We start from the raw sequence: 24,521 nt of genomic DNA on the forward strand, positions 1-24,521 counted from the left end.
TCCACCCGCCTCAGTGCAGCATGTCGGGTACGTCGTGCAAATCGAGCACCCCGGCTTCCGTGGGCGCCGACGAGGCATGGTGCATGACCATGCGCCAGCCGGTGGGACCCTTGTGGTAGATGTTGGTGGCGTAGCAGTTGGCGAACTGCGTGCCTTCCCGCGTGCGCACGGCCACCTGCTCGACCAGCACGTGCACCGCGCACATCATGCTCAGCATGACCAGCGGACGCAGCGGGCGGATGTGCAGGGGGCCGTTGGCCAGCACGTGTTGCCAGGATTCCTGCACCGCCGAGTGGCCGACGATGCGCAGGCCCCCCGGATGGATGCAGACGACTTCCTCGTCGTCCGCCCACACTTGCATCAGGCGGACGGTGTCCCCCTGCTCAAGGGCTTCGTAGAACGCGTGTTCTGCTTCTTCGGGCGTGGCGAACATGATGGCGGGAATGGTTTGGCGGTTGCGGCGAAGGCTCAGTGGTGGCCGTGCAGCACGGTGCCGGGCTTGAGCCGGTATTCCGCGCCACAGTAGGCACACCGCGCCGAGCCGCTACGGGCGACGTCCAGGAAGACGCGCGGGTGCATGCTCCACAGCGGGGCCTTGGGACCCGGACAGAAGACGGGCAGGTCTTCGGCGCCGACTTCGATGACTTCGTGGGGGTGCGGGACGGCGGCCGGGGCAGCAGCGGTCATGGAATTTCCTGAATAAAAATACCGGTGATCGGTAGGTTGGGGCAGTAATGCCGCCCTGGCGGGCAGGGCGGCGCGAATCAGACTTTGCTCAGCCAGTGATGGTACTTCGGGTTGCGGCCATTCACCATGTCAAAAAACGCTTTCTGGAGCTTCTCGGTGATGGGACCGCGCCGGCCCGAGCCGATCTGGCGGTTGTCGACCTCGCGGATCGGCGTGACTTCGGCAGCGGTGCCGGTGAAGAACGCCTCGTCGGCAATGTAGACGTCGTCGCGCGTCAGGCGTTTGGTAACAATGCGCAAGCCGAAGTCGGCGGCCAGCGCGTGGATGGTCGAGCGGGTGATGCCGGTCAGGGCCGAGGCGATCTCGGGCTCGCAGAGCACCCCGTCCTTGACGATGAACAGGTTCTCGCCGGAGCCTTCGGCCACGAAGCCTTCGGTGTCCAGCAGCAGGGCTTCGTCGTAGCCGTCCTGCAGGGCTTCGGTATTGGCCAGGATCGAGTTGGCGTAGGTGGTGGCCACCTTGGCGCGCGGCATCGTCACGTTGACGTGCTGGCGGGCGAACGACGACACCTTGACCCGGATGCCCTGGGACAGGGCTTCTTCGCCCAGGTAGGCGCCCCAGGGCCACGCGGCGATCGCCACGTGCACCTTGGCGCCCTTGGGCGATACGCCCATTTTTTCGGGGCCGTAGAACACCAGCGGGCGCAGGTAGGCGGATTCGAGCTTGTTTTCGCGCACCACCATCCGCTGGGCCTCGTTGATCGTGTCGCGATCGAAGGGCATCGGGATCTGGTAGATGTGCGCCGAATTGAAAAGCCGGTTGGTGTGGTCTTCGAGGCGGAAGATCGCCGTGCCGATCTCGGCATGGTAGGCGCGCACGCCTTCGAAGACCGACAGGCCGTAGTGCAGGGAGTGTGTCAGGACGTGCGTGGTCGCGTCGCGCCAGGGCACGAGTTTGCCGTCATACCAGATGAAGCCATCGCGGTCAGCCATCGACATGGTCTGCTCCCCTCTCAATGTGAGGGCCGTATTGTATCAAGCGGCGAGGTTACAATAGGCCCCTATTCGCGCACCGGCGTGGTGCCTTCGGGCCGCCGCGGCCCCGGCGGGCGAGCAGGTTGTCGTGAGTTTCCTTCCATAGAGTTCCCATGTCGTCCTGTCCGAATACCCAGGGGCCTGCCGTTGTCCTCTGAGTCCGCGTTTCCCGAAACCGAAGACCCGCGGGTGGTCCGCCAGGAGCGCGTCGCCGCGTTCCGGGCCGGGGTGCACGCCATCGTGCCGGCCCTGATCGCCACCGCGACCTGGGGCCTGGTGACCGGCGTGGCCATGGTCAAGTCGGGCCTGACCGAATCCATGGCGCTGGCCATGACCCTGCTGCTGTATGCCGGCTCGGCCCAGCTCACGTCCTTGCCCCTGATCGCCACCGGCGCGCCGCTGTGGCTGATCTTCGCCGCGGGCTGCGTGGTGAACCTGCGCTTCCTGATCTTCGGCGCGGCGTTGCAACCCTATTTCCGCCACCTGTCCTGGCCCAAGCGCCTGGGGCTGGGGTACTTCACCACGGACATGGGTTTCGTGCTGTTCATGCCTCGTTTTGGGGATGCGGCCGAACGCGGCACCCGCGAGCAGCTCTGGTATTTCATCGGCGCCATCGCCCCCGGCTGGCTCGTCTGGCAGTCCTCGTCCATTGTCGGCATCTACCTGGGCACCATGGTGCCGGCCGGCTGGTCGCTGGATTTCGCGGCGGTGCTGGCCCTGTTGGCCATCACGGTGCCGCTGGCCAATTCCAAGCCCATGCTGGTGTCGATGCTGGCGGCCGGCGTGGTTGCCTGGACCGGCCAGGTGCTGCCGCTACGCCTGGGCCTGGCGGCGGCGGTCATTGCCGGCGTCGTGGCCGGGATGTGGGCCGAACGCTTCTTCAAGGCGCGCGCATGACTCTCTGGCCGTCCGAGATCTACGTCTATTCCGCCATTCTGCTGCTGGCGCTGTGCAGCGTGCTGACGCGCGCCGGCTTCATGCTGTTTGGCGACTACATTCCTTTGCCCGACGGCGTACGCCGGGCCTTGCGCTATGCGCCGGCCGCCGCGCTGACCGCCATCGTGGTGCCGGACCTGCTGCCCTGGAAGGCCGGGCTGGGTCCGATTTTCGACTACAAGCTGGTGGCCGGTATCGTGGCCATCCTGGTGTTCCTGCGCACCCGCAGCGCGGTGCTGGTCATCGTGGTCGGTATGGTGGTCCTGTGGGGGCTGCGCTGGCTGGCAGGCTGACGGCCGCCAATTGCACAGTGAATGTCCACCAGGTGGACACGTCCGGCACGCGCCAGGGCTGCCTGGGCGGGCTGGCGGACCGTTCGGGGGGCCTTCCTGACACGCGCTTGCGCGTGTGGTAGGCCGGCTGCGCTAAAATCAACTTATCCACAGCAATCCGGGCCTGGTACTGCCCCTCATAAGTATCGAAACCAGAATGCGCCACCTGGCCTGCAAGGCAGGGTGCAGATTGCCCGCGACGCGCCCGCGCGTCAGGGTGGTTTGCACGTGGCCGCGCGAGCGTGGCGCGCGTTCCGGTTGTCCTGATGCGTATGCATGTGCAGTGCTCGCAGCACTCTCGTTTTGTTCTTTTTCACTGGTCCCGGTATCTGCCAAACCCTGATGACTGAATCCACTCAATCCGCAGCACCCACCGCCGCAGCGCCCGCGCCTACGCCCACGTTCTCCGACTTCGGGCTGCATCCCCTGCTGTTGCAATCCATCGCCGAAACCGGCTACACCACGCCCACCCCGATCCAGGCGCAAGCCATTCCCGTCGTGGTCGAAGGGCGCGACGTCATGGGCGCCGCCCAGACCGGCACCGGCAAGACCGCCGCGTTCACGTTGCCCATCCTGCATCGCCTGATGCCGCTGGCCAACACCAGCGCCTCGCCCGCGCGGCACCCGGTGCGCGCACTGATCCTCACGCCCACGCGCGAATTGGCGGACCAGGTCTACGAAAGCGTCAAGCGCTACAGCAAGCAGACGCCCCTGCGTTCGGCCGTGGTGTTCGGCGGTGTCGACATCGGTCCGCAAAAAGAAGCGCTGCGCCGCGGTTGCGAAGTGCTGGTCGCCACGCCGGGCCGCCTGCTCGATCACGTCGAACAGAAGAACGTGAACCTCAGCCAGGTCGGCATCCTGGTGCTGGACGAAGCCGACCGCATGCTCGACATGGGCTTTCTGCCCGACCTGGAACGCATCATCCGCCTGCTGCCCGCGCAGCGCCAAGGCCTGTTGTTCTCGGCCACGTTCAGCAACGAAATCCGCAAGCTCGGCCGTTCGTACCTGAACCACCCCGTTGAAATCGAAGTCGCGGCGCGCAACGCCACGGCCACCACCATCACGCAGATCGCCTACAAGATGGCGGGCGACAAGAAGCGCGCCGCGGTGGTGCACCTGGTGAAGTCGCGCGGCCTGAAGCAGGTCATCGTGTTCTCGAACACCAAGATCGGCACGGCGCGCCTGGCCCGCGAACTCGAACGCGACGGCGTCAAGGCCGAATCCATCCACGGCGACAAGACCCAGGCCGACCGCATGAAGGCGCTGGAAGCCTTCAAGGCCGGCGAACTCGAAGTCCTGGTCGCCACCGACGTGGCCGCTCGCGGCCTGGACGTGGCCGGCGTGCCTTGCGTCATCAACTACGACCTGCCGTACAACGCCGAAGACTACGTGCACCGCATCGGCCGTACCGGCCGCGCGGGCGCCTCGGGTGAAGCCATTGCCCTGTTCACACCCGACGAAGAACGGTTCCTGCTCGACATCGAAAAGCTGATCAAGCGCGAAGTGCCGCGTGGCACGCTGGATGTGCCGGCCGACCTGGTGGCCCGCAGCCACGGCCGCGGTGAAGACCGCGAACGCGGTGCTTCGTCGCGTGAAGGTCGTGAAGGTCGTGAAGGCCGTGACAGCCGCGAAGGCGGCCGCGAGCGTGGCCGTTCGTCGGATCGCCGTTCGGGCGGCGGCTATGGTTCCAGTTCGTCGCGCCAGCCCGTGGACGATTTCTTCCTCAAGCCCTACGAACCCTCGGCCGCGCCGGCCCCGGCGCAAGAGCAGGCCCCGCGCCAAAATGGCAATTCGTCCGCGCCCAAGCGCCAGATCGCCGTGTTGCTGGGCGGTAGCCGAAAGTGAAATAGACGGGGCGCATCCGGTATGCGCCCGATGCCGCAAAGAGAAAGCGCCCTGGCCGGGCGCTTTTTGTTTGCAGGTCGTTCGCTGACGAATCAGGCCGCGAGCAGCCGGGGCAGGTCGGGCAGGTCCGATGTCACTGCCGGGCTGTCTTCGTTCAGGCTTTCCAGCAGGCGTTCCAGGTGGCCGATATGCGGCAGCATGGGGCCATAAAACACCACGCGCCCCTGGATCTGGACCATCAGGGTAGGGAAATTTTCGACGTCGACTTCGCCCAGCAATTCGGCGTGGTCTTCGATGTCGATCCAGGCGAATACATGCTGGCGCAGGGTGCCGGAAAGCGTGCGCAGCTTGGGCCGGTATTCGCCGCAGGTGTCGCACCAGGCGGCGCAGAAACAGGCAATCAGCCACGACTGCGGCGAGGCCGCCAGTTGGGCGCGCAGGGCGGTCAGATCGGAACCAGGTACCAGGAGTGTCATACGAGCGAAGGCAAGCGTGTTTGACTATCATACCCGGGATGCCCACCTTATATTTGCCATGCCATGACCGCCTTGCGCACTGATTCCCAAGCCCCCGGCGCCGGCCGTTTTGCCGGACCCGCGGGCAGCGTCGCGCAGGCCTTCAAGCGCGCGCTGGTCTCCCAATGCCACCCGTCGATGCTGTTCGCGGTGCTGCTGCCTTTCCTGATTGCGCTGGTCGGCGCCTTCCTCTTGCTCTGGCTGTTCTGGACGCCCCTGACCGACTGGCTGCGTGTCGAGGCTTCGCACTGGGACTTCGTCAACCGCACCGACGAATGGCTCGTGGCGATGGGGCTGTTTTCGCTCAAGATCTACCTGATCCCGGTGATCGCGGCCGCCATCCTGCTGCCGGTGTCCGGCATCCTGGGCCTGGCCATCGCGGCCGTGTTCGTCATGCCGCTGGTGTTGCGCCATGTCGGCCAGCGCGAATACGCCGGCCTGGGGCGGCAGGGCAAGTTTTCCACTGCCGTCAGCGTCTGGAACGCAGTCTGGGTGTCGGCGGCATTCGCCGCTGGCTGGCTGCTCACGTTGCCCCTGTGGCTGGTGCCGCCCATGGCCGTGGTGCTGTCGGTGTTCTGGTGGGCCTTTGCGTTCTCGCGCATGATGCGCCTGGACGCCATCGTGGAACACGCCAGTCCCGCCGAACGCAAGATCATCCTCAAGCGCAACAACGGCGGCTTCTGGATCATCGGCCTGATCTGCTCGCTTCTGAACCTGCTGCCGCCCGCCTGGATCATCCTGCCGGTGTTTTCGGCGCTGGTCTATGCGCACTACGGGCTGGACGCCGTACAGCGCCTGCGCCAGGAACGCACGATCGACGTCGACTGACGCTCCTGCCTTTCCCTCATTCAACCGCCTCAATCTGGAACCGGACATGGCTGCAGAATCTGCCTCCCGCCGCATCGGCCTCATCATCGTCGGCGACGAAATCCTGTCGGGCCGCCGCCAGGACAAGCATTTCTCCAAGGTCGTCGAACTGCTTGCCGCGCGCGGCATGCAACTGAGCTGGGCGGAATTCCTGCCCGACGAGCGCGATACGCTGGTGGCCGCCTACCGGCGCAGCTTTGCCACGGGCGACGTGGTGTTCTCGTGCGGCGGCATCGGCGGCACGCCCGACGACCACACCCGCCAGGCGGCGGCCGCGGCGCTGGATCTGCCGCTGGCGCTGCATCCCGAGGCCGAGCAGGCCATCGCCCTGCGCACCGCCGAGATGGCGGCCAAGGGGCAGGGCACGGCCGACATGAGCGCCCCCGAAAACCAGCAGCGCCTGCAGATGGGCGTCTTTCCACAGGGTTGCGAGATCGTTCCCAACCCCTACAACCGTATCCCGGGCTTCTTCATCCGCGACCACACGTTCGTGCCGGGGTTTCCGGTGATGGCCTGGCCGATGCTCGAATGGACGCTCGATACGCGCTATCGTGCATTGCAGCATGTGCGCCAGCACGCCGAGCATTCCTTCCTGGTGTTCAGCATGCCCGAATCGCGCATCACCCCGGCCATGCAAACGGTCGAAACCCGCTGGCCGGGCGTGCGCGCCTTCAGCCTGCCCAGCGTCGGCGAAGCCGGTGGCACCCCGCACATCGACCTGGGCGTCAAGGGCGAACCGGGGGCCGCCGCCGAGGCATTGGAGTTCCTGCGGGGCGAAGTGCTGCGGCTGGGCGGCAAGCTGGCGCCTCCCGCCAATTAGGGTTCGGCGGGATCAAAACGGGGCATGTCCCCGTTTTGATCGATAAAAAAGCGGTTGCCAAATCTTCCCGCAAATTTCACAATACGGGAAAGAACTGTTTGCTGCGTTGCCGCAAGACTGGTCTCTTTCGGTGGCGCCGCACGAGCCCCTTTCCCTTCCTATGTCCCGTCTTCCCACCACCCGCAATGCCCTGGACGCCGAGGCCGATGGCGCGTCGTCCCATCCCATCGCCATCCAGGTCATCGAGCGCGCCATGCGCCTGCTCGATGCGCTGGCCGCGCAGCCCGAACCCGTCACGCTCAAGGAACTGTCCGCGACCACGGGGCTGCATGCCTCGACCGCGCACCGCATCCTGAACGACCTGGTCGTCGGCCGCTACGTCGAACGGGTGGACAACGGCCTGTACCAGCTTGGCATGCGGCTGCTGGAACTGGGCTCGCTGGTCAAGGGGCGGCTCAATGTGCGCGAGGCCGCCATTTCGGCCATGCGTTCGCTGCACAAGCTGACCGGCCAGACCATCAACCTGTCGGTGCAGCAGGGCGACGAAATCGTCTATATCGACCGCGCCTGGAGCGAGCGCTCCGGCATGCAGGTGGTGCGGGCCATCGGCGGACGCGCACCGCTGCATCTCACGTCTACCGGCAAACTGTTCCTGTCCACCGGCGACACCCGCCAGGTACGCGCCTATGCCCTGCGTACGGGCCTGGCCGGTCACACCCGCAACAGCCTGACCGATCTCGATCGCCTCGAACGCGAGCTGGCGCTGGTGCGGCGCCACGGCTATGCGCGCGACAACGAAGAGCTGGAACTGGGCGTGCGCTGCATCGCCGCCGGCATCTTCGACGACACGGGCAAGCTGGTGGCGGGCCTGTCGATCTCGGCTCCCGCCGAACGGCTGCAGGACGACTGGATCAAGGCCCTGGTGGATACCGCCGCCAGCATTTCCGAAGCGCTGGGCTACGAGCCTTCCGTTTCCAGCGGCTTCAGCGGCCTGGGCCTGGCGGCCGAAGCCATGCGCTCCTGACCGGCGCTTGCTACGGAACGAAAAAAAGCCCCGCAAGGGGCTTTTTCAATGCCGGTGCAAGCCGGACGGGGCGCCGTGCAAACACGCCCGCCGTGGCGGACGTGTCCGGCAGGCGCACCCGCGTTATTGCTGCTCGACGCCGGCTTTCTTGAACAGCTCGGCCCACTGCGGCACCTGCTGCTTCACCTTGGCGTCCAGCGACTGGGGATTGGCTTCGGCGGTCAGCACCGTGGCGCCCAGCTGCTTCATGCGTTCCTGGAACTTCGGATCCGCCAGGCCAGCCTGCAGGCTCTTGATGAGCTTGTCCACCACCGGCTTGGGCGTGCCCTTCGGCACCCACATGCCATGCCAGATACCGACTTCGAAGCCCTTGAAGCCGGACTCGTCCATGGTCGGCAGCTTCGGCAGGGTCGGCACGCGTTGCAGGCTGGTGACGGCGTAGGCCTTGACCTTGCCGCTGTCGATCTGCTGCGTGGTGTTGGTGGTCTGGTCGCACAGCAGGTCCACCTGCTTGCCCAGCAGGTCGTTCATGGCCGGCGCCGTGCCCTTGTAGGGAATGGTCAGGAGTTGCACGCCCAGGGCTTCGACCAGCATGGTGCCGCACAGGTGGCTGGCCGCGCCGATGCCGGCGTTGGCGAGCGAAACCTTGTCCTTGTTCTTTTTGACGTACTCGGCCAGTTCCTGGATGGTGTTGGGCGGGAAGTCCGAACGCGCAATGATGGTCATGGGCACATCGACCACCAGGCCGATAGGCTCGAAGCTCTTGTAGGGGTCATACCCCGGATTCTTGTACAGGGACGGCGCGGTCGAGAAGCCGGCGTGCATCAGCAGTACGGAATAACCGTCCGGCTGAGCCCGTGCCACTTGCGTCGTGCCGATGGTGCCGCCCGCACCGCCCTTGTTTTCGACCACGACGGTCTGGCCCAAGGAGTGACGCATGGCTTCTGCCAGCGAACGCGCAACGTTGTCCGTCGGACCGCCAGCGGCGAAAGGCACCACCATGTTGATGGGGCGTTCCGGGAATTCCGCGTGGGCGGCGCCGGCCGCGAGCATGGCGCTGGCCGCGAGCAGGGCCGAAAGCGTGCGGGGGATGAAGGTCATGAAGTCTCCGATTGCAGGGTTTTGCTTGCTGCGATGTGTTTTTGATCGCTGACTTATCGTTTGTGTTTGTCTGTCATCAGCGTGCAAGCAGTGTAGAAAAGAATTGATACGCCGTCATGTCCGGTATTTCCCGAATCATGGGAAATCCTTGCGCGGGATCAAACGCGCGCAGGGGCGTGCACTGTTAAAGTGCAAATAGTTGTTGCGTTGCACCAATATTGCTTGACAGGTTTTTTTTGGCCCGTAGAATGTGAATTGTGCAGTGCATCAAACGGGCCGGCGGTAGCTTGTAGTACCAGTTTCCGCGCACGTTGTTAATTTCGTCGCAGACACCATCCTTACCTGCCGGAAAGCCTCCGGCTACCCCTAAAAGGAGCAATTCTATGAGCGCTATCCCGCAACAAGTCCTGGACCGTCAAAAAGCCAGCATCAACACCTTCGTGGCCGCCCAGTCGGCTGTGTTCGCCGGTTTCGAAAAGCTGGTCGAGCTGAACCTGAAGGTCGTGCGCGCCACCCTGGACGAAGTCGCCCAGAAGTCGCAACAAGCCGCCGAAGTGAAGGACCCGCAAGAAGCCGCGGCGTTCGCCTCCGGCCTGCTGCAACCGGGCGCCGAAAAGGCCCTGGCGTACACCAAGCACGTGTATGACATCGTTGCCGGCGTGCAAGGCAACCTGGTCAAGCTGACCGAAGAACAGATCGCCGAAGGCCAACAGCAACTGACCGACGCCGTCGAGCAGTTCTCCAAGAACGCCCCCACGGGTTCGGAAAGCGCCGTTGCCCTGATCAAGTCGTCGTTGGCCACCGCCAACAGCGCCTACGATTCGCTGACCAAGGCCGCCAAGCAGGCCGCCGAAGTCGCCGAGTCCAACCTGAATGCCGCCGCGAATGCGACCTTCAAGGCTGCGACGGATGCCGCCGACGCCGCCACCAAGGTTGCCAGCCGCAGCCGCCGCAGCGCCTAAGTATTTGGCGCGCAGTGCTGCGCAAATCGCAGTTATGTAGTACTGTTGAGTGACAGAGCAGAGCTGGAATTAGGGCCACCCTTCGGGTGGCCTCTTTTTTTGCCTGCGTTTTGGCTTGCGCTCAGGGGCGCGCGACCGCGCGCACGCATTCGCCCACCAGGGCGGGGCCGCGGTAGATCAGGCCCGTATACAGTTGCACCGCATCGGCGCCGGCCTGCATTTTCTCTTGGGCCTGGCGGCCCGACAGCACCCCGCCCACCCCGATGATCGCCAGGCTGTCGCCCAGGCGTTCCTTCAGGCGGCGGATCACTGCCAACGACAATTCATGCACCGGTGCGCCCGACAGACCGCCGGCCTCGTCGGCATGCGCCATGCCCGTGACAGCCTCGCGCGACAGCGTCGTGTTGGTGGCGATCACGCCGTCGATACCGTGGCGCGGCAGGGCATCGGCGATGGCGTCGATCTGCTCGGTCGTCAGGTCGGGAGCGATCTTCACGGCCATCGGCACGCGGCGCTGGTGCTGGTCTTCCAGCGCCCGGCGCTTGTCCGCCAGCAACGCCAGCAGGGCCGACAGCTCGTCGCCGCCTTGCAGCGCGCGCAGGTTCTTGGTGTTGGGCGACGAGATGTTCACCGTTACGTAGTCGGCATGCGGGTACACGCCCGTCAGGCCGATCAGGTAGTCGTCCGCCGCGCGTTCGATCGGGGTGTCGGCGTTCTTGCCGATGTTCAGCCCCAGGATGCCGCCTTGCTTGCGCCACTGGCTGCGCTGCACATTGGCCAGGAAGGCGTCCAGGCCCTGGTTGTTGAAGCCCAGGCGGTTGATCAGCGCATTGGCGCGCGGCAGCCGGAACATGCGCGGCTTGGGATTGCCGGGTTGCGCGCGCGGGGTCACCGTGCCCACTTCCACGAAGCCGAATCCCAGATTGCCCAGCGCGTCGATATACGCGCCGTTCTTGTCCAGCCCGGCGGCCAGGCCGATCGGGTTGGCCAGCTGCATGCCCATCAGGGTGCAGGGCGCCTTGGGCTGCGCGTGCAGCAGCTTGCGCGTGGCGCCGCAATCGTAGGCCCGTTGCAGTCCCGACAGGGTGACTTCGTGGGCGGTTTCCGCGTCCATGGCGAACAGCGCCGGGCGGGCCAGGGGATAGGCGTGGAAGAGGATCGACATGGAGCGGGATTGTAAAGCGTCTTTGGCCGCCCCTGGCGCCACTCGGCCGGGGTCAGGCCGGATCGGCGGGCGGCGGCGCGGCGGGCGTAGGGGCTTCGCGCCAGTTGCCGTCGATCAGGTACTGGGCCGGGTGGAAGCTGGCCTTGTACGACATCTTGCGGCTGTCTTCGATCCAGTAGCCCAGGTACAGCCATGGCAGGTTCAGCGTGCGGCATTGTTCGATCTGCCACAGGATGCTGTAGGTGCCCAGGCTGCCCGGCACGTCGGGGTCGTAGAAGGTGTAGACCGATGACAGGCCGTCATCCAGCACGTCGATGATGGACACCATCATGAGGATGCCGCCCGGGTCGCGGAATTCGACCAGGCGCGTATTGACGCGGCTGGTCAGCAGGAACTGCGCGTACTGGGTGCGGCTGTCTTCGTCCATGCCGCCGCCCGGGTGGCGGCCCTGCTGGTAGCGCGTGTACAGCCGATAGTGTTCAGGCGACCAGGCCAGTTCCGCCACGAACGATTGCAGGTTGCGGTGATCGCGCCAGGCGCGCCGCTGGCTGCGGTTGGGGGCGAAGCCGGCGGTGTCGACCCGCACCGGCACACAGGCGTGGCAATTGTCGCAATGCGGGCGGTAGGTGAACAGGCCGCTGCGGCGAAAGCCCTGTTCCACCAGTTGGGAATACGTGCCGGCGTTGATCAGGTGGCCGGGCGCGGCCACCTGCGACCGTGCCTGGCGTCCTGGCAGGTAGCTGCAAGGGTAGGGAGCGGTCGCGTAGAACTGCAGCGTGGAGAAGGGTAATTCTTTAAGCTGGCTCATCTGGGGTCCCGGCGTGCGGCGCCAAGTCCGTGACGGGATGGGTACATATTAACGCTTAACCCGCAGACCCATGTGGCCTCAGGCGCCGGCTGCGGGATAGTCCGGGGCCGCGCCCGGGCGCGCCAGGGGGATCAGCCGGCCGGCACTGTCCAGGCGGCCGGGCGTCCAGCGGATGGCGGGCCCGGCGGTCGCGGCGCGCACATGCGCCAGGAAGCGCGAACGCGGCACGGGCTTGGCGCCCAGGCTGGCCAGGTGGCGGGTCTGCTGCTGGCAATCGATCCATTGCACGCCCTGGGCCGTCACATAGCGCACCAGGTAGGCCAGCGCGATCTTTGACGCATTGGGCACGCGCGTGAACATCGATTCGCCGAAGAACATGCGGCCCAGGCTGATGCCATACAGGCCGCCGGCCAATTCGCCGTCGATCCAGGTCTCGATGCTGTGGACATAACCGGCGTCGTGCCAGGCGCGATAGGCCTGGCGCATGGCGCCGGTGATCCAGGTGCCCGGCTGGCCGTCACGCGGCGCGGCGCATGCCGCCATCACGTCGGTAAACGCCGTGTCGACCCGTACTTCGATGCGCGGGGTCGGGGCGATTTCCTGGCTGGCGACCTGGCGCAGCAGCTTGCGCAGCGAATGCGAAGGGGCGAAGTCCTTGCAGGCCAGCACCATGCGCGGATTCGGGCTCCACCACAGAATGGGCTCGCCTTCGGAGTACCAGGGGAAGATGCCGTTGGAATAGGCCTGGATCAGCCGGTCGGTGGTCAGGTCGGCGCCGGCGGCGAGCAGGCCGTCCGGATCCGTCAGCGCGAATTCGGCCGGCGGAAACGGCGTGTCTGCAGCAAGCCAGGGCAGCTTCAACGGTGCGATTCGAGGGTGTAGTGGTGAGGGCCGAACGTGCCGCGCTTGCGGTCCTCGAAATAGCGCTGCAACGTGGTGGCCACGGTGCGAAACGCCAGGTCGTCCCAGGGAATGTCGGCCTCGTCGTAGAAGCGGGCTTCCAGGCTTTCCGGGCCGGGATCCAGCTCGGGGCCCAGCACCTCGGCCAGGTAGAAGACGTGCACCTGCTCGATCTGCGGGACGTCGATGATGGTGTAGATCTCGCCCAGCCGGATGCGCGCGCCGGATTCTTCCAGCGTTTCGCGGCCGGCACCCTGTGCCGTGCTTTCGCCCAGCTCCATGAAGCCGGCCGGCAGCGTCCAGGTGTTGTAGCGCGGCTCGATGGCGCGGCGGCACAGCAGCACGCGGTTGTCCAGCACCGGCACCGTGCCCACCACCAGGCGGGGGTTCTGGTAATGGATGGCGCCGCAGTGGTCACAGATGTCGCGTTCGCGGTTGTCGCCCTCGGGCACCCGGCGGTTCACGGGCGAGCCGCATTGGCTGCAGAAATTCGCACGGCGGGGCGCGGGGAAGTATTCGAGGGGCGATTTGGCGGTCATGGGGTCGATTCTACCGGCTGCGGCGCCGGCTGGCGCGCCGGGCCGGGGGCGCCGGGGTCCGGCTGCCGAAGCGCTCTTCCAGGTGCTCGACGAACGAGCGCACCTTGGGCGACAGGAAGCGCCGGTGCGGGTACACGGCATACATGGAGATCGGAGTGTGGCCGTAATCCTGCAGCAGCGCCACCAGCCGGCCCGCACGCACATCGTCGCCCACCAGGAACTCGGGCTGCAGGATCACCCCGTGCCCGGCCAGCGCGGCGGTGCGCAGCACGTCGCCGTTGTTTGCCCGCAAGGCGGCATTGACCCGCACCAGGTGGGTGATGCCGTCTTTCTCGAAATGCCATTCGTTGCCCGTGCTGGCATAGGCATAGTGCAGGCAGCGGTGCTGCTTCAGGTCGTCGGGCGTCTGCGGCACGCCGTGGCGTTCCAGGTAGGCGGGCGCCGCGCACACCAGCAGGTGCTGCGCAGCCAACGGCCGCGCCACCAGCGATGAATCCTGCAGCGGTCCGATGCGCACCGCCACGTCGTAGCCATCTTCGACCAGGTCCACCACGCGGTCGTTCAGGTCCAGGTCGATCACCACGTTCGGGTAGCGCAGCAGGTATTCGGCGATGGCCGGGCCCAGGTGCAGGATGCCGAACGACACCGGCGCGCTGACTCGCAAGCGGCCGCTGGGCGCCTGGCCTTCGGCCTGCAGCGACAGTTCCAGGTCGGCCACTTCCGCCAGTATCGGCCGTACCCGCTCATAGAAGGCGCGGCCCGCGTCGGTCATGCTGAGCTTGCGGGTGGTGCGGTTCAGCAGCCGCACGCCATACTTTTCTTCCAGGTAGGCGATCTGGCGCGTGACCACGGAACGGGCCTGGCCCATCTTGTCCGCGGCGGCCGCGAAAGAGCCCAGTTCGACGACCCGGGCGTAGGTCTGCATCGCGGTGTGAGTGTCCATGGCGTGTCCGGTATTGTTACCAATCGGGGAACAATAAGTTGCGATTTTGCATGTTTATCTTTGTTTTTGGAATCGCAAGAATAGCGGCCATGAAGAATCTTCCCGTCCTGGGCGATTCGCTCACGGAGAGTGCAATGATCGATACCCGTACCGCGCCTTATGCCGCGCTTTTGCTCCGCATCGCGCTGGGCGTGATGTTCCTGGCCCATGGCCTGACCAAGCTGCTGGTGTTCACCCTGCCGGGCACCGCGCAGTTCTTTGCCAAGATCGGCTTTGCCGGCTGGCTGGCCTATCCGGTGACCTTCTTTGAAATCGGCGCCGGCATCCTGTTGATCCTGGGCGTGGTGCCGCGCTGGATCGCCGTCATCGCCACTGTCCAGCTGTTCGTGGCGTCCACCGTCCACTTCGGCAATGGCTGGGGCTTCAGCAACCCGAACGGCGGTTGGGAATACCCGATCTTTCTGTCGGTCGCAGCCGCCGTGCTGGCGCTGCTGGGCGATGGCAAGTTCGCGTTGGTCAAGAGCGGCCGCGGCTGATCGTCTCGCGCATCAGTCTGTCTACCGGATTGGACGTCGCCCCCGGGGCGGCCGGCCCCTAGAATGGTCCGGCCGCCCCGGTATTTTTTATCTGGAGATTCCATGACGTTCATGAAGCGCGCCTTTGGCGCTGTCCTGATTGCCGCCGCTTTGTCACCCGTGGCCTACGCTTCGCCCGAGCAGGAAGCCGCCAACAAAGAGGCCGTGCTGGCCTTCTACGAAAAGGGCTTGAACCAGAAAGACGCGGATGCCGCCTTGAAATACGTGGGCGACCGCTATGTGCAGCACAACCCCAACGCGGCCGACGGCCCCGAAGGCTTTCGCAAATTCGTCGCCTTCCTGCGCGATAAGTACCCGCAGTCCAAAAGCGAGATCAAGCGCGTCTTCACCGACGGCGACTACGTGATCCTGCACGTGCACGCGGTGCGTGAGCCCGGCTCGCGCGGCAACGCCATCATCGACATCTTCCGTCTGGAAAAAGGCAAGATCGTCGAGCACTGGGATGCGGTCCAGCCGATTCCCGAGCAATCGGCCAACACCAACGGCATGTTCTGAAGCGGCTCGCCGCGAGAGGCGTCGCGGCGCGTGCCTTATTCGCCGCGCTCCGGCTCGCCTGGCGCGGCCTGGTCGATGGGGTTTGCTTGAAAGCCCAACGTGGCGGCCAGATCGCGCTGAGCGATCTGGCGCAGCGGCGCGGCGGGATAGGCGTGCGGCAGCGTGACGCTGAGGGCTTGCCCGGAATCCAGCGCGTCCAGCAGCGGCGCGCCGTCTGGCGTCGCCAGCCGGTCCAGCAGCGCAGGCAGGTCGCGGTCCAGCACGATGCCCGGCCCCAGCGGGGTCATGGCATAGAGCTGGCCGCTGTCGTCCAGCCACCAGCCGCTGACGGTATCCACTGCGGCATCGGTGTGTGTCACCAGTGTGCGGCTGTCATCGCTCAATCGGAACACGTACGGCGCCGCATCCAGCCGCAAGTACACGCGCTGCGGGCCGTTCTGGAAAAACCAGCGGCCGGCCTCGTCGTGTTCGTAGTTGCGGTTGATGAAGCCCAGGATCTGCGCATTGGTGATGGACTCGCCCGGACCGCCTTGCGCGGCCTGGCCTTGCGGATGCAGGCGCCAGCGTCCGCGCGCGTCCAGCGACAGCCAGCCGAACACCGCAGGCACGTCGGGCCAGCGGGCGATGGCGTCTTTCACCGAAGGGTCCATGGTCAGGGGCGGATGATGATGGGCGGCGGGTTGATGACGATGGCGGGGGCGGGCATCGGCACCACGACCGGTTGCGGCGCGCCGTAGCCGTAACGGTAGTCGTCGCGGCACTTGCGCTTTTCGCGGTAATCGCCATTGCGCTTCCATTTGCGCTCGACCTCACAGGCGCCGTCCCAGTACTTCTCTTTATACTCGCCGCGGCCATGCTTATGGCGGTGGTGGTGACGATCGGAATCCGCCTCGGCCGCCAGGGGCGCCAGCGTCATCAACGTCGCGGCCGACAGCGCCAGCAGGGTGGAGGGGGCGCGTCGCAGCATAGGTTTTTTCTGATTGTGGGGCATGGCTTCGTCGTTCAATGAAAACGGCGTCACCTTAGCAACCAATCGATTGACCGGGCGTAGGGATGGGTAACGAGATGCAGGGGAGGGGTACTGCAGGAGGGGGAGATACTGGAGGCGCAAGCCGGAATCGAACCGACGTACACGGATTTGCAATCCGCTGCATAACCACTCTGCCATTGCGCCAGTACTGCAAGAAAAAAGGAAGCTCGGTGTTGGCCGGTGCTTCCTTTTTGTATTTGGAGCGGGAGACGAGTCTCGAACTCGCGACCTCAACCTTGGCAAGGTTGCGCTCTACCAACTGAGCTACTCCCGCTTGGGTACTGCTGGGCTTGTTTTCAAGCCTGACTTCACTTGTCTTGGCGGGGCTTTATAAAAAAAGGCCGTGTCCACCAAAGACAGCGATTATACACAGTTTTCCGAATTGTGCCGATGCGTGAGCCGGAAACCGGATCTTCCAACAACGTCGCCGCCGAAATGAAAACGGCCTGCTGCGTAAGTGTTGGAGCGGGAGACGAGTCTCGAACTCGCGACCTCAACCTTGGCAAGGTTGCGCTCTACCAACTGAGCTACTCCCGCGCGGGGCACTGCGGTACTGCTTTGAAGAGGCGAGAGTATACATCAAATCCGCCAAGGGTCAACGAAGCGGGGGCGCATCATGGCCCAGCCCAAATTGCGCTTCTTGGCGCTTTCTCGCCAGGCGGTGGCATTGCACTATGTCGGTACGCGGTGTCGTCCGCAACCCATTGAAGAAAGGTACGAGTGAAATGAGCCAGCGTTTGAATTACTTCGAGGTGTCCGCCGAACTGTCCAAGCACTACCTGGATTTCAGCGCCTCCCTGAAAAAGAAGGCCGTCATCAAGGAATTCAATGACCTGGTGACCATCCGCGCCTCGCAGATCAATGGCTGCGGCTTCTGCCTGGACATGCACGTCAAGCAGGCAAAGATCGGCGGCGAGCGCGAACTGCGCCTGCACCATATCGCCATCTGGCGCGAGTCCACGTTGTTCAGCGCACGCGAGCGCGCCGCGCTGGAATGGACCGAAGCCCTGACCGTGCTGCATCCGCATGGCGTGTCCGATGCGGTCTACGAACAGGTCCGCAGCCAGTTGTCCGAAGCGGAAATCTCGGACCTGACCTTCCTGGTCGTGGGCATCAACGGCTGGAATCGCTTGAACGTCGCCTTCCGCACCGAGCCAGGCTCGGCGGATGCCGCATTCGGCCTGGACAAGGCCGGGTTGAACTGAGGCGCGGCGGGCGTTGGCCCGTATCGTGGTCTGCCAAGGCCTGCCCGTCGGGGCAGGCCTTGTTCACATCAGCGCAAGAATCCTGCGGCCCAGCTGTTCGGCCCGTTCCTGCGATTCGATGTTGGTAAAGCTCATCAACAGTCCCGAGCCGCAGGGCGCGGCCGTCGACCAGCGCGACAGCGCGTGCGCATAGATGCCGTTCTCGACCATGCGGCGGGCCAGCGGGCGGTCGATGTGGTGTCCCTTCATCCTGACCAGCAGATGCATGCCGCCCGGTTGTGGATTGATGGGCATGTCCGGACCGAATACCTGGGACAATCCGGCTGCCGTAGCCTCGCGGCGCTCGGAATACAGCCGCCGCATGCGCTGGATGTGCCGCGCGAAATGTCCCTCGGTCATGAACGCGCAGACCAGCGCCTGGGTCAGGCCGGGGATGCCATTGCCGAGCACGCGATTGACGTCCTCGAAACGCCTGATCTGCGCTTCGGGCACGACCAGGTACGCCAGGCGGATGCCGGGAAACATGACCTTGCTGAACGTGCCCGCGTACAGCACGCGGCCATGGCGATCCAGGCTTTTCAGCGCCGGCAGCGGCCGGCTGATGTAGCGGTATTCGCCGTCGTAGTCGTCTTCCACGATCCAGCGCTGGTTGCGTTCGGCCCACTCCAGCAGCGCCTGGCGCCGGGTCAGCGACAAGGTCACGCTCAGCGGGCTTTGGTGGGCGGGCGTCACGACCGCGGCACTGGCCTGTGGCGCTTGCTCGATGCCGCGCGCGACCATGATGCCCTCGGCGTCCACCTCGATCGGGGCCAGTTCCAGGCCGGCGTGGGTCAGCAGTTCGCGCGTGGGCGGGTAGCCCGGATCTTCGACCCACACTTGCTGGCCCGGTTGCAGCAAGGCCTGGATCACCAGGTTCAGGCTTTCGCGATAGCCGGAGGTGATGAACACTTGCGAGGGCGTGCAATGGATGCCGCGCGCCACCTGCAGGTGGGCGGCGATTGCGGTACGCAGCGCGGGCAGCCCGTCGGCCGGCGGATATGACAGGTCGGCCGCCTGCGTGGCGCGCAGGTGGCGGGCGCCCAGCCGCGCCCAGATCTTGCGCGGAAATGCATCCAGCGCTGGCAGTCCCATCTGGAAGGGCAATACCGACGGCGGGTGGCGCCAGGTGTCAGGGTCCGGCTTGACCGGGGTGGGCGCCGGCTTGGTCACGGTTTGCGCCTGCAGCCCCGGCGTCACCACGGTGCCGGCCTGGCCGCGCGGCTGCACATAGCCTTCGGCGTGCAACAGCGAGTAGGCCATCTCGATCGTGCCGCGCGCCACGCCCAGGTCCTTGGCCAGTGCTCGCGCCGACGGAATCCGGTCGCCCGGCTTCAGGGTGCCCTGGGCGATGGACCCACGAAAGCGGTCGTAGATCTGGCGGTAGAGCGGTTCGTCGCTGGCGGCGGCAGGCGGAAGGCTGTCAATGGGAGACCGCGTCATGGCCTAGTCCAAAGTTCAATTTATGGTTCTTCAAATTATGGCATGGGCTGACTAGCATGGTGTCTGCTTCGGTCGGTTCCGGCCGCAGGCCCGATTCACGGCAAGACTGCCAGGACAGGACGATCAAGATATGAGTGACCCCAACATCCGCCACCTAGAAACCGCCGACGAGCTGCGCGCTGCTTTTCCGGTCATGCAGCAATTGCGCCCGCATCTGGCCGACCCGGTCGATTTCGCCGCCCGCGTCGCCCGCATGCGCGCTGAAAACTACGCGCTGCTGGCCGTCTGGGAAGATGGCGAGCCGGTGGCGCTGGCGGGTTATCGCTACCAGGAAAACCTGATCTACGGCCGTTTCCTGTATGTGGACGACCTGGTCACCACCGAGCGCAGCCGCGGTGGCCGCCACGGCGCCCGCCTGCTGCAGGCGCTGGAAGGCATCGCCCGCGAGGCCGGGTGCGCCAAGCTGGTGCTGGACACCGGCCTGGCCAACGCCCTGGCGCAGCGCTTCTATTTCCGCCAGGGCCTGTTGACCGGCGCCATGCGTTTCTCGAAAGTGCTGGGAGGCCAGGCGGCATGAGCATCCTGCGTTTGACTTGCAGCCCGCGCGGCGTGGGCTCGGAAAGCCATCGGCTGTCCCAAATCGTGGTGGAGCACCTGGCTCGGCACGACCTCGTGCGCGGCCGCGATATCGTCGAAATCGACGCCAACCTGCTGCCGCATGTGGATGTGGACTACGCCCGCGCGTTGGGTTCGCCCGCCGACCCCGCCAGTGATGTGTGCGGTCGCGGCTCGCTGCGCCAATCCGATCAACTGATCCAGTCATTGTCTGATGCGGACTATGTCGTCATCGCCACGCCGATGCACAACTACACCGTGCCGTCGGCGCTGAAGGTCTGGATCGATCACGTCGTGCGGGTGCGCAGCACCTTCAGCGTGACGCGCGAAGGCAAGATCGGCGTGCTGGCCGACCGGCCGGTGTTTGTCGCCGCGTCGTCGGGCGGATTGTTCTCGGGGCCGGATGCGCGGCAGCCCGACTTCCTGACGCCATACCTGAAAGTGGCCCTGGCCACGATCGGCTTAAAGAGCCTGACCTTCTTTTCGGTGGAAGGCACCGCCATGGGTGGCCAGGCACTGGAGGCGGCCAGGCTGCGCGCGCAGGAGCAGATCGTCGGACATTTCTCGCAATAGGGCCGGCTCGCAGCCCATGCCGCTATCGGGTCAGCGGCGGGCTGCCGGCTACTGATCCATCCACACGTCTTCGTAGCCCTGGTCGTCAATGATGAACTTCGCCCCGGGTGGCAGGTGCAGGTAGTTGATGGCCTGGGGCAGCAGCTCGGTCAGGTGCGCGGTGTGGACCGGCTGGTAGAAGTCTTGCGCATCGGAGTGTGCACCGCAATGGATGAACCAGCTGATAGTGCCGCTTTGCGGCAGGGCGATACGGGTGCCGTAGATGGGCATCTGGCCCAGCGTGGGCATGGCGACAGCGATCATGTCTTCGGGAGGCGTGTCAGCCAGGCCATATTTGGCGCAGATGTCGTTGCGTGCTTGCATATCGGGAATCCCTCGCTACATGCGGCGATCTGGCGCACCAATGAAAAAAGGGCCCGCAGGCCCTTTCGTCAATTTACGCAGCGGTGGTGAAACGCGCTGCGCATCAAAATCTGGAGCGGGAGACGAGTCTCGAACTCGCGACCTCAACCTTGGCAAGGTTGCGCTCTACCAACTGAGCTACTCCCGCATGGGTTCGCAGAGTCCAGCGATGCTGGTTGCCTTGCGGCGTGCAAACCATTTTTTATTGCCAACCCCGGTTCGGTTGCCCTTGGCGGGTACCTTTTCCGGTGTTGCCCGATCAACTTGGTTATCGATCAGAAGGCGCGCATTCTACATGATTTTTTCCGATCGTGCTGGCCGCAGGCGGTTGCCGGGGCTGGCGGATCGCGCTGAACTGGGCAATATCGGGCTGAGCCGTGCTGCCAAGCTCAATCAAGTAATATGAGCGAAGACCAAAAATATAGCATAACCAGTAGTATCCATGTCAAATTCCCCCGCTACGGCGCCTGTGCTGGTACCCCGGCAACAGGACCTTTCCGCCCTGAATACGCTGGGCCTGGCCGCGATGGCCGAGGCTTACGTGTCCGTGGACGACCCCACCCAATTGCCGGCGCTTTCCGCGCTGGCGGCTCGCAGCGGTTCGCTGCTGGTGCTGGGCGGCGGCAGCAACCTGGTGTTGCCGCAGGCCATGCCGGGGCTGGTGGCGCGGGTGGCGCTGCGCGGAGTGCGCCTGTTGCAGGCCACGCCAGATGCCTGGCTGGTGGAGGCCGCGGGCGGCGAGACCTGGCATGGCTTCGTGGCCGAATGTGTGCGGCAGGGGTGGGACGGCCTGGAAAACCTGGCCTTGATTCCCGGCACGGTGGGTGCGGCGCCCGTGCAGAACATCGGCGCCTATGGCGTCGAGCTGGCCGACCGGTTCGACAGCCTGACCGCCTGGGATGTGCATGCCGGCCGCTATGTCGAGATGCGCGCGGCGGATTGCCGCTATGCCTACCGCGACAGCGTGTTCAAGCATCAGCCGCCGGGCAGTTGGGTGATCGTGTCGGTGCGCTTGCGCCTGCCGCGTCCGTGGCAGCCGGTGCTGGGCTATCCCGACTTGCAACGCCATCCACGGCTGGCCCAGGGCGAGCCGACGGCGCGCGATATCTTCGAAGCCGTCTGCGAGATCCGGCGCGCCAAGCTGCCTGACCCTGCGGTTACCGGCAATGCGGGCAGCTTCTTCAAGAATCCGATCGTCTCGGCCGCGCAGCGCGACGCGCTGGCAGGCGAACACCCAGGATTGGTGTCGTATCCGCAGCCGGACGGGCGCTACAAGCTGGCGGCCGGCTGGTTGATCGACCAATGCGGCTGGAAGGGCCGCAGCCTGGGCGCGGCCGGCGTGCATGACCGCCAGGCGCTGGTGCTGGTGAACCGGGGCGGGGCTACGGCTGCCGACATCATGGCGTTGGCGCAGGCCATCCAGGCAGACGTCGTTGCGCGCTTTGGCGTGATGCTGGAACCTGAGCCCGTGGTGGTGTAAGCGGGGCGGCATGCTGCGCGGCAACCCGATCTGGCGCTGCAGCGACAACCATTCCTACAGACGAAAAGAAGGACCCTCGGGTCCTTTTTTCATTGGGGCCGTCATGGCTGGCCCCATTCAGGCGTTGCCAGGTTCAAAGCCCCAGCACGGCCTGCATGTCGTACAGGCCGTTGTGCTTGCCTTCCAGGAAGCGCGCGGCGCGCAGCGCGCCTTCGGCGTAGGTGGCGCGGCTGGCCGACTTGTGGGTGATTTCGATGCGTTCGCCGATGCCGCAGAACGACACGGTGTGGTCGCCGACGATGTCGCCGCCGCGCAGTACCGAGAAGCCGATGGTGCCGGGCTTGCGCACGCCGGTGTCGCCGTGGCGGCTCCAGGTGGCGACGTCGGGCAGGGCGACGTCCCAGGCGGACGCGATGGTTTCGCCCATCTTGAGTGCGGTGCCGGACGGCGCGTCGACCTTGTTGCGGTGGTGCGCTTCGAAGACTTCGACGTCGTAGCCGGAATTCAGGATGCGCGCGGCCATGTCCAGCAGCTTGAGCGTGGCGTTGACGCCGACGCTCATGTTGGGGGCGAACACGATGGCGGTTTTCTGCGCGGCCACTTCGATGGCGGCGCGGCCGTTGTCGTCAAAGCCGGTGGTGCCGATGACGGCCTTCACGCCCAGCCTGGCGCAGGCTTGCAGGTGTTCCAGCGTGCCTTCGGGGCGCGTGAAGTCGATCAGGCAGTCGGCGTTGGCCAGGGCGTTCAGGTCGTCGGTGATGGCGACGCCGGTGGTTTGGCCCAGCGGGGCGCCTGCGTCCTGGCCAAGGGCGTTCGAGCCCTTGCGGTCCAGCGCGACGGCCAGTTGCAGGCCGTCGGCCTTCAGGACGGCGTCGATCAGCATCTGGCCCATACGGCCGCTGGCGCCGGCGATTGCAATACGCATGTGGTGAATCCTTGGGGGTTAGCGCAGCGGCTCGGGCGAGTTGCCGGGCTGGCCGGGGTATTGGTTCATGGGGCTGACGGGGGCGGCGGCGTCACGCTTTTTCTGTTCTTCTTCCTGCTTGATCCGGGCTTCGTCTTCGCTCAGGCGCTTGTCGGCCTTTTCGTCGGCGACGGCATTGGGCGTGTTCAGCTGGTACGGTTGCAGGTCAGGCTGCTTGTCGCCTTCCCAGCGCGTCAGGCGGTCGTTTTCGAACCAGACCGTGAACTTGCGCTCTTGGGCCTCGCCGTAGCCGGGCTTGAAGTAGTACGGGTAGTCCCAGCGGTTGGCGTGCAGCACGCTGGTCAGCGTGGGGCTGCCCAGGGCGAAGCGCACCTGTTCGCGCGTCATGCCGGGCTGCAGCAGGGCGACCTGCTCCTGGGTGATCCAGTTGCCTTGCTGGACGCCCGCCTTATAGGGGAAGCCCCATTTGTTTCCCGAGCAACCCGCGAGGGCGACGGCCAGGGCGGCGATGGCCAATCCGGTCTTGAGCGAGCGGGAAGGAATTCGTGCAATCATGGACACTACGCGCCCCTATTATTTGGAAGCAGACAAAACCGTTATCATAAAGGTTTCATAAGGATAGTTCTGCGGGGCGGCAGGAATTCTGGTGGGGCCGGCTCGCGGTTACCCGGTATCCTTGCCCATGCCAACGCGGACGGAGAGCGATTACACCATGAGCGACCAAAGCGAACTGAAAAACATGGGTTTGAAGGCGACGTTTCCCCGCCTGAAAATTCTTGATATCTTCCGTAAGTCCGACCAGCGCCACCTCAGCGCTGAAGACGTCTACCGGGCCCTCATCGGCGAAAACGTCGAAATCGGCCTGGCCACCGTCTACCGCGTGCTGACCCAGTTCGAACAGGCCGGCATCCTTGCCCGCAGCCAGTTCGACAGCGGCAAGGCCGTGTTCGAGCTCAATGATGGCGATCACCACGATCACCTCATCTGCACGAACTGCGGCAAGGTGGTCGAGTTCTCGGACCCGGACATCGAAAAGCGCCAGCAAAAGATCGCCAAGGACAACGGCTTCGCGCTGGAAAGCCACGCAATGGTGCTGTACGGCATCTGCGGCAGCTGCCTGAAAGGCCGCTGAGCTTTTCTTCGCGGGACCCACTGGCCACGGCCGCGCTCGCCGTGGTCCAGTGAAGGCAAAAGCCCCTTCTCCAAGAAGGGGCTTTTTTTATTCCTGTGAGCGGGATGAAAA

At 65.2% G+C, this 24,521-nt stretch carries 31 protein-coding genes and 4 tRNA genes; 15 read left to right on the forward strand and 20 right to left on the reverse strand.

The features are described from left to right. Window positions 1-10: 10 nt before the first annotated feature. The 3 genes from U858_RS0108975 to U858_RS0108985 all read right to left on the reverse strand — a co-directional run bounded on the left by U858_RS0108975 (window position 11) and on the right by U858_RS0108985 (window position 1,685). Window positions 11-433, reverse strand: a complete 423-nt coding sequence (locus U858_RS0108975) for a nuclear transport factor 2 family protein (protein ID WP_025136834.1) — start codon at window positions 431-433, stop codon at window positions 11-13. A 35-nt stretch (window positions 434-468) separates the two neighbouring features. Then, complete coding sequence (locus tag U858_RS0108980) at window positions 469-687, reverse strand: zinc-finger domain-containing protein (protein ID WP_025136835.1); 219 nt, start codon at window positions 685-687, stop codon at window positions 469-471. Between the two features lie 77 nt (window positions 688-764). Next, complete coding sequence (locus tag U858_RS0108985) at window positions 765-1,685, reverse strand: branched-chain amino acid transaminase (protein WP_025136836.1); 921 nt, start codon at window positions 1,683-1,685, stop codon at window positions 765-767. Window positions 1,686-1,868: 183 nt separating this feature from the next. On the opposite strand from U858_RS0108985, the gene U858_RS0108990 reads away from it, so the two are divergent. The 3 genes from U858_RS0108990 to U858_RS0109000 all read left to right on the forward strand — a co-directional run bounded on the left by U858_RS0108990 (window position 1,869) and on the right by U858_RS0109000 (window position 4,834). After that, window positions 1,869-2,618 (forward strand): AzlC family ABC transporter permease, encoded by a 750-nt coding sequence (locus tag U858_RS0108990; protein WP_025136837.1) that lies wholly within the window; start codon window positions 1,869-1,871, stop codon window positions 2,616-2,618. After that, window positions 2,615-2,950, forward strand: a complete 336-nt coding sequence (locus U858_RS0108995) for an AzlD domain-containing protein (RefSeq protein ID WP_025136838.1) — start codon at window positions 2,615-2,617, stop codon at window positions 2,948-2,950. Before U858_RS0108990 ends, U858_RS0108995 begins: the two co-directional genes overlap by 4 nt. A 381-nt stretch (window positions 2,951-3,331) precedes the next feature. Next, window positions 3,332-4,834 carry a DEAD/DEAH box helicase gene (locus U858_RS0109000; protein ID WP_025136839.1) on the forward strand — a complete coding sequence of 501 codons (1,503 nt, stop codon included), beginning with the start codon at window positions 3,332-3,334 and terminating at the stop codon, window positions 4,832-4,834. A gap of 92 nt (window positions 4,835-4,926) precedes the next feature. Here U858_RS0109000 and U858_RS0109005 read toward each other — a convergent pair whose 3' ends face one another. Further along, on the reverse strand, window positions 4,927-5,310 hold the full coding sequence (locus U858_RS0109005) for a thioredoxin family protein (protein WP_025136840.1): 384 nt from the start codon (window positions 5,308-5,310) through the stop codon (window positions 4,927-4,929). Window positions 5,311-5,373: 63 nt separating this feature from the next. On the opposite strand from U858_RS0109005, the gene U858_RS0109010 reads away from it, so the two are divergent. The 3 genes from U858_RS0109010 to U858_RS0109020 all read left to right on the forward strand — a co-directional run bounded on the left by U858_RS0109010 (window position 5,374) and on the right by U858_RS0109020 (window position 8,060). Further along, window positions 5,374-6,177 (forward strand): EI24 domain-containing protein, encoded by an 804-nt coding sequence (locus tag U858_RS0109010; RefSeq protein ID WP_025136841.1) that lies wholly within the window; start codon window positions 5,374-5,376, stop codon window positions 6,175-6,177. A gap of 46 nt (window positions 6,178-6,223) precedes the next feature. Continuing rightward, a complete protein-coding gene (locus tag U858_RS0109015) occupies window positions 6,224-7,036 on the forward strand; it encodes a molybdopterin-binding protein (RefSeq protein ID WP_025136842.1) in 813 nt (270 codons plus the stop codon). A gap of 160 nt (window positions 7,037-7,196) precedes the next feature. Continuing rightward, window positions 7,197-8,060, forward strand: coding sequence for an IclR family transcriptional regulator (locus U858_RS0109020; protein ID WP_025136843.1), 864 nt, complete (start codon window positions 7,197-7,199; stop codon window positions 8,058-8,060). Window positions 8,061-8,183: 123 nt separating this feature from the next. Here the strand turns inward: U858_RS0109020 and U858_RS0109025 are convergent, their stop codons facing one another. Beyond that, the gene (locus U858_RS0109025; protein ID WP_025136844.1) at window positions 8,184-9,161 is read right to left on the reverse strand and encodes a tripartite tricarboxylate transporter substrate binding protein BugD; all 978 of its coding nucleotides are present in this window, start codon (window positions 9,159-9,161) and stop codon (window positions 8,184-8,186) included. Window positions 9,162-9,544: 383 nt separating this feature from the next. Between U858_RS0109025 and phaP the strand changes: the two genes are divergently transcribed. Further along, window positions 9,545-10,123, forward strand: coding sequence for a TIGR01841 family phasin (gene phaP, locus U858_RS0109030; RefSeq protein ID WP_006393195.1), 579 nt, complete (start codon window positions 9,545-9,547; stop codon window positions 10,121-10,123). 121 nt (window positions 10,124-10,244) lie between these two features. Here the strand turns inward: phaP and U858_RS0109035 are convergent, their stop codons facing one another. The 5 genes from U858_RS0109035 to U858_RS0109055 all read right to left on the reverse strand — a co-directional run bounded on the left by U858_RS0109035 (window position 10,245) and on the right by U858_RS0109055 (window position 14,478). Then, window positions 10,245-11,288 carry a quinone-dependent dihydroorotate dehydrogenase gene (locus U858_RS0109035; protein ID WP_025136845.1) on the reverse strand — a complete coding sequence of 348 codons (1,044 nt, stop codon included), beginning with the start codon at window positions 11,286-11,288 and terminating at the stop codon, window positions 10,245-10,247. A gap of 52 nt (window positions 11,289-11,340) precedes the next feature. Beyond that, the gene (locus tag U858_RS0109040; protein ID WP_025136846.1) at window positions 11,341-12,096 is read right to left on the reverse strand and encodes an arginyltransferase; all 756 of its coding nucleotides are present in this window, start codon (window positions 12,094-12,096) and stop codon (window positions 11,341-11,343) included. A gap of 78 nt (window positions 12,097-12,174) precedes the next feature. After that, window positions 12,175-12,957: a leucyl/phenylalanyl-tRNA--protein transferase gene (gene aat / locus U858_RS0109045; protein ID WP_025136847.1), complete on the reverse strand. Its 783-nt coding sequence runs from the start codon at window positions 12,955-12,957 to the stop codon at window positions 12,175-12,177. Continuing rightward, entirely contained in the window at window positions 12,954-13,535 is a 582-nt protein-coding gene (locus tag U858_RS0109050) for an NUDIX hydrolase (protein ID WP_006393199.1), read from the reverse strand. Before U858_RS0109050 ends, aat begins: the two co-directional genes overlap by 4 nt. A gap of 10 nt (window positions 13,536-13,545) precedes the next feature. Continuing rightward, window positions 13,546-14,478: a LysR family transcriptional regulator gene (locus U858_RS0109055; protein ID WP_025136848.1), complete on the reverse strand. Its 933-nt coding sequence runs from the start codon at window positions 14,476-14,478 to the stop codon at window positions 13,546-13,548. Window positions 14,479-14,612: 134 nt separating this feature from the next. Between U858_RS0109055 and U858_RS0109060 the strand changes: the two genes are divergently transcribed. Further along, window positions 14,613-15,014, forward strand: a complete 402-nt coding sequence (locus U858_RS0109060) for a DoxX family protein (RefSeq protein ID WP_025136849.1) — start codon at window positions 14,613-14,615, stop codon at window positions 15,012-15,014. A gap of 102 nt (window positions 15,015-15,116) precedes the next feature. After that, window positions 15,117-15,569, forward strand: a complete 453-nt coding sequence (locus U858_RS0109065; protein ID WP_025136850.1) for a nuclear transport factor 2 family protein — start codon at window positions 15,117-15,119, stop codon at window positions 15,567-15,569. Between the two features lie 35 nt (window positions 15,570-15,604). Here the strand turns inward: U858_RS0109065 and U858_RS0109070 are convergent, their stop codons facing one another. The 5 genes from U858_RS0109070 to U858_RS0109090 all read right to left on the reverse strand — a co-directional run bounded on the left by U858_RS0109070 (window position 15,605) and on the right by U858_RS0109090 (window position 17,136). After that, window positions 15,605-16,219, reverse strand: coding sequence for a DUF2946 family protein (locus tag U858_RS0109070; protein WP_025136851.1), 615 nt, complete (start codon window positions 16,217-16,219; stop codon window positions 15,605-15,607). A gap of 2 nt (window positions 16,220-16,221) precedes the next feature. Then, entirely contained in the window at window positions 16,222-16,536 is a 315-nt protein-coding gene (locus U858_RS0109075; protein WP_232786518.1) for a hypothetical protein, read from the reverse strand. A 133-nt stretch (window positions 16,537-16,669) separates the two neighbouring features. Beyond that, a tRNA-Cys gene (locus U858_RS0109080) sits at window positions 16,670-16,743 on the reverse strand. Between the two features lie 54 nt (window positions 16,744-16,797). Beyond that, window positions 16,798-16,873: transfer RNA gene (locus U858_RS0109085), tRNA-Gly, on the reverse strand. Window positions 16,874-17,060: 187 nt separating this feature from the next. Continuing rightward, window positions 17,061-17,136: transfer RNA gene (locus tag U858_RS0109090), tRNA-Gly, on the reverse strand. A 188-nt stretch (window positions 17,137-17,324) separates the two neighbouring features. Here U858_RS0109090 and U858_RS0109095 point away from each other — a divergent pair. Beyond that, complete coding sequence (locus U858_RS0109095) at window positions 17,325-17,804, forward strand: carboxymuconolactone decarboxylase family protein (RefSeq protein ID WP_025136853.1); 480 nt, start codon at window positions 17,325-17,327, stop codon at window positions 17,802-17,804. Window positions 17,805-17,867: 63 nt separating this feature from the next. On the opposite strand, the gene U858_RS0109100 is transcribed toward U858_RS0109095, so the two are convergent. After that, window positions 17,868-19,283 carry a PLP-dependent aminotransferase family protein gene (locus U858_RS0109100; RefSeq protein WP_025136854.1) on the reverse strand — a complete coding sequence of 472 codons (1,416 nt, stop codon included), beginning with the start codon at window positions 19,281-19,283 and terminating at the stop codon, window positions 17,868-17,870. Between the two features lie 130 nt (window positions 19,284-19,413). On the opposite strand from U858_RS0109100, the gene U858_RS0109105 reads away from it, so the two are divergent. Beyond that, window positions 19,414-19,860, forward strand: a complete 447-nt coding sequence (locus U858_RS0109105) for a GNAT family N-acetyltransferase (RefSeq protein ID WP_025136855.1) — start codon at window positions 19,414-19,416, stop codon at window positions 19,858-19,860. Further along, entirely contained in the window at window positions 19,857-20,471 is a 615-nt protein-coding gene (locus U858_RS0109110; protein WP_025136856.1) for an FMN-dependent NADH-azoreductase, read from the forward strand. The genes U858_RS0109105 and U858_RS0109110 overlap by 4 nt, the downstream gene beginning before the upstream one ends. A gap of 48 nt (window positions 20,472-20,519) precedes the next feature. Here U858_RS0109110 and U858_RS0109115 read toward each other — a convergent pair whose 3' ends face one another. Continuing rightward, window positions 20,520-20,834: a hypothetical protein gene (locus tag U858_RS0109115; RefSeq protein ID WP_029953676.1), complete on the reverse strand. Its 315-nt coding sequence runs from the start codon at window positions 20,832-20,834 to the stop codon at window positions 20,520-20,522. A gap of 111 nt (window positions 20,835-20,945) precedes the next feature. Then, window positions 20,946-21,021, reverse strand: a tRNA-Gly gene (locus tag U858_RS0109120). Between the two features lie 21 nt (window positions 21,022-21,042). Here U858_RS0109120 and U858_RS35900 point away from each other — a divergent pair. Beyond that, window positions 21,043-21,279, forward strand: a complete 237-nt coding sequence (locus tag U858_RS35900) for a hypothetical protein (protein ID WP_198529711.1) — start codon at window positions 21,043-21,045, stop codon at window positions 21,277-21,279. A 36-nt stretch (window positions 21,280-21,315) separates the two neighbouring features. Beyond that, a complete protein-coding gene (gene murB / locus U858_RS0109125; RefSeq protein WP_025136857.1) occupies window positions 21,316-22,353 on the forward strand; it encodes a UDP-N-acetylmuramate dehydrogenase in 1,038 nt (345 codons plus the stop codon). Between the two features lie 133 nt (window positions 22,354-22,486). On the opposite strand, the gene dapB is transcribed toward murB, so the two are convergent. Together dapB and U858_RS0109135 are read right to left on the reverse strand one after the other, a co-directional pair. After that, window positions 22,487-23,278 (reverse strand): 4-hydroxy-tetrahydrodipicolinate reductase, encoded by a 792-nt coding sequence (dapB, locus tag U858_RS0109130; protein WP_025136858.1) that lies wholly within the window; start codon window positions 23,276-23,278, stop codon window positions 22,487-22,489. A gap of 18 nt (window positions 23,279-23,296) precedes the next feature. Next, the gene (locus U858_RS0109135; protein ID WP_025136859.1) at window positions 23,297-23,833 is read right to left on the reverse strand and encodes an outer membrane protein assembly factor BamE; all 537 of its coding nucleotides are present in this window, start codon (window positions 23,831-23,833) and stop codon (window positions 23,297-23,299) included. 157 nt (window positions 23,834-23,990) lie between these two features. Between U858_RS0109135 and fur the strand changes: the two genes are divergently transcribed. After that, the gene (gene fur / locus U858_RS0109140; protein WP_006223539.1) at window positions 23,991-24,410 is read left to right on the forward strand and encodes a ferric iron uptake transcriptional regulator; all 420 of its coding nucleotides are present in this window, start codon (window positions 23,991-23,993) and stop codon (window positions 24,408-24,410) included. The last annotated feature ends 111 nt before the right edge of the window (window positions 24,411-24,521 follow it).

It is taken from the genome of Achromobacter sp. DH1f (assembly GCF_000633435.1).
Classification (GTDB): domain Bacteria; phylum Pseudomonadota; class Gammaproteobacteria; order Burkholderiales; family Burkholderiaceae_B; genus Achromobacter; species Achromobacter deleyi.

What these genes read in the sequence shown, in the direction of transcription:
- U858_RS0109050 (WP_006393199.1), bottom strand. Translation starts at nt 13,535, where the DNA reads ATGACCGCCAAATCGCCCCTCGAATACTTCCCCGCGCCCCGCCGTGCG.
- U858_RS0109135 (WP_025136859.1), bottom strand. Translation starts at nt 23,833, where the DNA reads ATGATTGCACGAATTCCTTCCCGCTCGCTCAAGACCGGATTGGCCATC.
- U858_RS0109115 (WP_029953676.1), bottom strand. Translation starts at nt 20,834, where the DNA reads ATGCAAGCACGCAACGACATCTGCGCCAAATATGGCCTGGCTGACACG.
- U858_RS0109025 (WP_025136844.1), bottom strand. Translation starts at nt 9,161, where the DNA reads ATGACCTTCATCCCCCGCACGCTTTCGGCCCTGCTCGCGGCCAGCGCC.
- U858_RS0109000 (WP_025136839.1), top strand. Translation starts at nt 3,332, where the DNA reads ATGACTGAATCCACTCAATCCGCAGCACCCACCGCCGCAGCGCCCGCG.
- U858_RS0108980 (WP_025136835.1), bottom strand. Translation starts at nt 687, where the DNA reads ATGACCGCTGCTGCCCCGGCCGCCGTCCCGCACCCCCACGAAGTCATC.
- U858_RS0109060 (WP_025136849.1), top strand. Translation starts at nt 14,613, where the DNA reads ATGATCGATACCCGTACCGCGCCTTATGCCGCGCTTTTGCTCCGCATC.
- U858_RS0109070 (WP_025136851.1), bottom strand. Translation starts at nt 16,219, where the DNA reads ATGGACCCTTCGGTGAAAGACGCCATCGCCCGCTGGCCCGACGTGCCT.
- U858_RS0108995 (WP_025136838.1), top strand. Translation starts at nt 2,615, where the DNA reads ATGACTCTCTGGCCGTCCGAGATCTACGTCTATTCCGCCATTCTGCTG.
- dapB (WP_025136858.1), bottom strand. Translation starts at nt 23,278, where the DNA reads ATGCGTATTGCAATCGCCGGCGCCAGCGGCCGTATGGGCCAGATGCTG.
- U858_RS0109065 (WP_025136850.1), top strand. Translation starts at nt 15,117, where the DNA reads ATGACGTTCATGAAGCGCGCCTTTGGCGCTGTCCTGATTGCCGCCGCT.
- U858_RS35900 (WP_198529711.1), top strand. Translation starts at nt 21,043, where the DNA reads ATGCTGGTTGCCTTGCGGCGTGCAAACCATTTTTTATTGCCAACCCCG.
- U858_RS0109015 (WP_025136842.1), top strand. Translation starts at nt 6,224, where the DNA reads ATGGCTGCAGAATCTGCCTCCCGCCGCATCGGCCTCATCATCGTCGGC.
- U858_RS0109005 (WP_025136840.1), bottom strand. Translation starts at nt 5,310, where the DNA reads ATGACACTCCTGGTACCTGGTTCCGATCTGACCGCCCTGCGCGCCCAA.
- U858_RS0109105 (WP_025136855.1), top strand. Translation starts at nt 19,414, where the DNA reads ATGAGTGACCCCAACATCCGCCACCTAGAAACCGCCGACGAGCTGCGC.
- U858_RS0109110 (WP_025136856.1), top strand. Translation starts at nt 19,857, where the DNA reads ATGAGCATCCTGCGTTTGACTTGCAGCCCGCGCGGCGTGGGCTCGGAA.
- U858_RS0109020 (WP_025136843.1), top strand. Translation starts at nt 7,197, where the DNA reads ATGTCCCGTCTTCCCACCACCCGCAATGCCCTGGACGCCGAGGCCGAT.
- U858_RS0109100 (WP_025136854.1), bottom strand. Translation starts at nt 19,283, where the DNA reads ATGACGCGGTCTCCCATTGACAGCCTTCCGCCTGCCGCCGCCAGCGAC.
- fur (WP_006223539.1), top strand. Translation starts at nt 23,991, where the DNA reads ATGAGCGACCAAAGCGAACTGAAAAACATGGGTTTGAAGGCGACGTTT.
- phaP (WP_006393195.1), top strand. Translation starts at nt 9,545, where the DNA reads ATGAGCGCTATCCCGCAACAAGTCCTGGACCGTCAAAAAGCCAGCATC.
- U858_RS0109095 (WP_025136853.1), top strand. Translation starts at nt 17,325, where the DNA reads ATGAGCCAGCGTTTGAATTACTTCGAGGTGTCCGCCGAACTGTCCAAG.
- U858_RS0109075 (WP_232786518.1), bottom strand. Translation starts at nt 16,536, where the DNA reads ATGCTGCGACGCGCCCCCTCCACCCTGCTGGCGCTGTCGGCCGCGACG.
- U858_RS0108975 (WP_025136834.1), bottom strand. Translation starts at nt 433, where the DNA reads ATGTTCGCCACGCCCGAAGAAGCAGAACACGCGTTCTACGAAGCCCTT.
- U858_RS0109035 (WP_025136845.1), bottom strand. Translation starts at nt 11,288, where the DNA reads ATGTCGATCCTCTTCCACGCCTATCCCCTGGCCCGCCCGGCGCTGTTC.
- U858_RS0109010 (WP_025136841.1), top strand. Translation starts at nt 5,374, where the DNA reads ATGACCGCCTTGCGCACTGATTCCCAAGCCCCCGGCGCCGGCCGTTTT.
- murB (WP_025136857.1), top strand. Translation starts at nt 21,316, where the DNA reads ATGTCAAATTCCCCCGCTACGGCGCCTGTGCTGGTACCCCGGCAACAG.
- U858_RS0108985 (WP_025136836.1), bottom strand. Translation starts at nt 1,685, where the DNA reads ATGTCGATGGCTGACCGCGATGGCTTCATCTGGTATGACGGCAAACTC.
- U858_RS0109055 (WP_025136848.1), bottom strand. Translation starts at nt 14,478, where the DNA reads ATGGACACTCACACCGCGATGCAGACCTACGCCCGGGTCGTCGAACTG.
- U858_RS0109040 (WP_025136846.1), bottom strand. Translation starts at nt 12,096, where the DNA reads ATGAGCCAGCTTAAAGAATTACCCTTCTCCACGCTGCAGTTCTACGCG.